Genomic DNA, 4,639 nt, shown 5'->3' on the forward strand with positions numbered 1-4,639 from the left:
GAAAATGCCGGCCTTTGAATGGGTTCATGTGCAGCTCCATCAGCAAAAGGGGATGATAAGTTTATCACCACCGACTATTTGCAACAGTGCCTACCGCCTCAGCACAACTGCCTTCATCAGCTTTGGTCATCTCTCAGCACCACCGAAAAAGATCAACTTGAGCACATCACCCGTAAACTTCTGACCCGTCTTGATCAGATGGAGCAGGATGGCGCGGTATTAGAAGCGCTGCGCTAACGCGCTGACTCGCTCAGAAATCCAGATTTAAAAATGAAAAACCGACAGGCCAGCACGCACAGTGCTGGCCTTTCTGATAAACAGGTCGGCCCCAGCCGATGTGAAAAAAATAAGATCGTGGAGAACAACATGAGCGCAAATGCGGAGACTCAAACCCCGCAGCAACCGGTCAAGAAGAATGGCAAACGTAAAAGTATGCTGCTCCTGCTGACCTTGCTCTTTATTATCATTGCCGTGGCATATGGGATTTATTGGTTTTTAGTACTGCGTCATATCGAAGAGACAGACGATGCTTACGTGGCAGGGAACCAGGTTCAAATTATGGCGCAGGTATCAGGCAGCGTGACGAAAGTCTGGGCTGATAACACTGACTTTGTAAAACAGGGCGATGTACTGGTCACTCTCGATCAGACAGATGCCAAACAGGCATTTGAAAAAGCCAAAACTGCGCTGGCGTCCAGCGTGCGCCAGACACACCAGTTGATGATCAACAGCAAGCAACTGCAGGCAAGCATTGAAGTGCAGAGAACCGCGCTGGCCCAGGCACAAAGCGACTTTAACCGTCGCGTCCCACTGGGTAACGCCAACCTGATTGGCCGCGAAGAACTGCAACATGCCCGCGATGCCGTCGCCAGCGCTCAGGCTCAGCTTGATGTCGCTATCCAACAATATAATGCGAACCAGGCAATGATTCTGGGTAGCAAACTGGAAGATCAACCTGCTGTACAACAGGCTGCCACCGAAGTGCGTAATGCCTGGCTGGCACTGGAACGTACCAAAATTGTCAGTCCGATGACCGGCTACGTTTCCCGTCGTGCCGTGCAGCCTGGCGCACAAATTAGCCCCACGACGCCGCTGATGGCAGTTGTTCCGGCGACTAATCTGTGGGTGGATGCCAACTTCAAAGAAACACAGCTGGCGCACATGCGTATTGGCCAACCGGCGACCGTTATCAGTGATATTTACGGTGATGATGTGAAATACACCGGGAAAGTCGTCGGCCTGGATATGGGGACGGGCAGCGCGTTCTCCTTGCTGCCGGCGCAAAACGCGACCGGTAACTGGATCAAAGTCGTCCAGCGTTTGCCGGTACGTATCGAACTGGATGCACAGCAACTGGCACAACATCCACTGCGTATTGGTTTGTCGACACTGGTTACGGTAGATACTGCTAATCGTGACGGGCAGATCCTGGCAAGCCAGGTCCGCACAACGCCAGTATCAGAAAGTAATGCACGTGAAATCAACCTTGATCCGGTCAATAAGATGATCGAAGAGATCGTGCAGGCCAACGCGGGCTAATTCAAAGGTGCGTGTGATGCAACAGCAAAAACCGCTGGAAGGCGTGCAGCTCGTCATTATGACGATTGCGCTGTCCCTGGCGACATTCATGCAGGTGCTGGACTCCACCATTGCTAACGTGGCGATCCCCACTATCGCCGGGAACCTCGGCTCTTCGCTGAGCCAGGGAACCTGGGTGATCACCTCATTCGGGGTGGCGAATGCTATCTCAATTCCGATCACCGGCTGGCTGGCAAAACGCGTTGGCGAAGTAAGACTATTCATGTGGTCAACTATCGCCTTCGTCATTGCGTCATGGGCATGTGGGATGTCCACCAGCCTGAACATGCTGATTTTCTTCCGCGTTATTCAGGGTATTGTCGCCGGTCCGTTAATTCCGCTCTCGCAAAGCCTGTTACTGAATAACTATCCTCCCGCCAAACGCTCCATTGCCCTCGCGCTCTGGTCAATGACGGTGATTGTTGCCCCGATATGTGGCCCAATTCTTGGGGGCTATATCAGCGACAACTATCACTGGGGCTGGATATTCTTCATCAACGTGCCAATCGGTGCTGTAGTGGTATTGATGACGCTGCAAACCCTGCGTGGTCGGGAAACCAAAACCGAGCAGCGGCGTATCGACGCCATTGGTCTGGCACTGCTGGTCATTGGTATCGGCAGTTTGCAGATCATGCTCGACCGCGGCAAAGAATTAGACTGGTTCGCCTCGCAGGAAATCATCATCCTGACGGTTGTCGCCGTGGTGGCAATCAGCTTCCTCATCGTCTGGGAGCTTACCGACGAGCACCCCATTGTCGATCTCTCGCTGTTTAAGTCGCGTAACTTTACCATCGGCTGTCTGTGTATCAGTCTGGCCTATATGCTCTACTTCGGCGCAATCGTCCTGTTGCCACAGTTATTGCAGGAAGTGTACGGATATACGGCAACCTGGGCAGGTCTGGCGTCTGCGCCGGTTGGGGTGATTCCAGTGATCCTGTCGCCGATTATCGGCCGTTTCGCACACAAACTGGATATGCGTCGGCTGGTCACGTTCAGCTTCATCATGTATGCCGTCTGTTTCTACTGGCGTGCGTGGACGTTCGAACCCGGTATGGATTTTGGCGCATCGGCCTGGCCGCAGTTTATTCAGGGGTTCGCGGTAGCTTGCTTCTTTATGCCACTGACCACCATCACGCTGTCGGGTTTACCGCCTGAACGTATGGCGGCAGCATCGAGCCTGTCTAACTTTACGCGAACGCTGGCGGGTTCTATTGGCACATCGATCACCACAACGATGTGGACTAGCCGTGAGTCGCTGCACCACGCGCAACTGACGGAGTCAGTAAACCCTTATAATCCTAATGCACAGGCTATGTATAACCAGCTGCAGGGATTAGGGATGACCAAAGAACAGGCATCCGGCTGGCTGGCGCAGCAAATCACCAACCAGGGGCTGATTATTTCTGCTAACGAAATCTTCTGGATGTCTGCTGGGATCTTCCTCGTACTGCTAGGCCTGGTGTGGTTTGCTAAACCGCCATTCGGTGCAGGCAGTGGCGGCGGCGGCGCGCACTAATACGTGAATAATTAATTAGAGTTTATAATATAAAAGGCAGCAAAGATTATCTTTGCTGCCTTTTAAGTGCCGCATTACATACCCGTAAGAAGAATATGCTTATGGCTTCAAGCCAGTAACATCTATCGTTAATATTGAAACAATACCTGAAGGTGCAATATTGGGAATGCCCTTACCACCATATGCTAAATCAGGCGGTATATATATTTTCACGCGACCCTTTGTGCCTACAAGAAGAACAGCCTTACTAAGTAATTCAGGCAACTTATCAACTTTGCTGTTAATATTGACATTACTTGATATAACTGCGCCCGTACTAACCTCTTCTTTCATTACAAACTGTATATAATCTTTTTGCTTCGCTTTCCGCTTTGCTCCTTTGCTTTCCACAACATAAATAACACCATCGGATTGCTGAATAGCCCCTTTTCTCGCCTTAATTGAACGCATCAATTCCTCTGATTGTTCTTTAACAGAAGGCGAAGTTATTATCGTTTGTGAATTTTGTTGCTGCTGCAATAACGGTTTTTCGACAACCGCATTACCATCAGATGCGGCATTCTCAGGCACGTTAGTTGCCTTTCTGGTACTCAAATTCATCTGTCGTATTGATGCTTCAAGCTCAATATTTTTTTGAGCATTTTTAGACAGCTCTTGCTCAAGCACGCCAATTCGTGACGATTTTTCACCTATTGAAACATTCAATTTAGAAATCAAAGTATTAAGCTCAATATTTTTCCTTCTTTCCTCCGCAACTAGCTTTGACAGATTCTCAGAATTTCGCAATGATTCAGCCATTTTAACCATATTTGATTTTTGCTCACTATTCTGAGCGATCAAACTAACGTTCTGAGATTCCAGATATTCTTTTACTTTTTTCGTATCTTCTATTACGTTGACAAGCTTCAAAACCTGTTGAGCAAGTAATGTTGATTTTTCTGCTGCTTTAGCTTTGTCTTTCTCCAAAACTGCCAGCTGAGCCGTCTGTTTCTCCAGTTTCGCCGCATCAGCGCTGCCGGATTTATTCAGATCTGCTATCTGCTTCATTAGCGTGGCTTTGTCTTTCTCCAGAGCCGCCAGCTGAGCCGTCTGTTTCTCCAGTTTCGCCGCATCAGCGCTGCCGGATTTATTCAGATCTGCTATCTGCTTCATCAGCGTGGCTTTGTCTTTCTCCAGAGCCGCCAGCTGAGCCATCTGTTTCTCCAGTGCAGCTTTCTGCTTCGCAGCCTCTGCACTGCCAGACTTATTCAGCTCCGTCATCTGCTTCGTCAGCGTGGCTTTGTCCTTCTCCAGTGTCGCCAGCTGAGCCGTCTGTTTCTCCAGTTTCGCCGCATCAGCGCTGCCGGATTTATTCAGATCTGCTATCTGCTTCGTCAGCGTGGCTTTGTCTTTCTCCAGAGCCGCCAGCTGAGCCGTCTGTTTCTCCAGTGCAGCTTTCTGCTTCGCCGCCTCTGCACTGCCAGACTTATTCAGCTCCGTCATCTGCTTCGTCAGCGCCGCCTTGTCTTTCTCCAGGGCTGCCAGCTGAGCCGTCTGTTTCTCCAG

Annotated in this window: 3 protein-coding genes and 1 pseudogene; 3 read left to right on the plus strand and 1 reads right to left on the minus strand. The window is 50.2% G+C overall.

The genetic code is table 11. The features are described 5' to 3' along the window. Positions 1-75: 75 nt before the first annotated feature. The 3 genes and pseudogenes from ACLJXE_RS24210 to emrB form a co-directional block, all read left to right on the plus strand. Positions 76-237, plus strand: a pseudogene (locus ACLJXE_RS24210) (transcriptional repressor MprA); the annotation flags it as partial. 129 nt (positions 238-366) lie between these two features. Further along, positions 367-1,539 (plus strand): multidrug efflux MFS transporter periplasmic adaptor subunit EmrA, encoded by a 1,173-nt coding sequence (gene emrA, locus ACLJXE_RS24215; protein WP_048213008.1) that lies wholly within the window; start codon positions 367-369, stop codon positions 1,537-1,539. Between the two features lie 16 nt (positions 1,540-1,555). Next, positions 1,556-3,094, plus strand: a complete 1,539-nt coding sequence (emrB, locus tag ACLJXE_RS24220) for a multidrug efflux MFS transporter permease subunit EmrB (RefSeq protein WP_410752230.1) — start codon at positions 1,556-1,558, stop codon at positions 3,092-3,094. Between the two features lie 99 nt (positions 3,095-3,193). On the opposite strand, the gene ACLJXE_RS24225 is transcribed toward emrB, so the two are convergent. Then, positions 3,194-4,639, minus strand: a 1,446-nt coding sequence (locus ACLJXE_RS24225) for a hypothetical protein (RefSeq protein WP_410752231.1), incomplete at its 5' end; no start/stop codon positions are given.

Origin of the sequence: Citrobacter sp. U14242 (assembly GCF_046555775.1) — a bacterium.
GTDB lineage: Bacteria > Pseudomonadota > Gammaproteobacteria > Enterobacterales > Enterobacteriaceae > Citrobacter.

What these genes read in the sequence shown, in the direction of transcription:
- emrB (WP_410752230.1), top strand. Translation starts at nt 1,556, where the DNA reads ATGCAACAGCAAAAACCGCTGGAAGGCGTGCAGCTCGTCATTATGACG.
- emrA (WP_048213008.1), top strand. Translation starts at nt 367, where the DNA reads ATGAGCGCAAATGCGGAGACTCAAACCCCGCAGCAACCGGTCAAGAAG.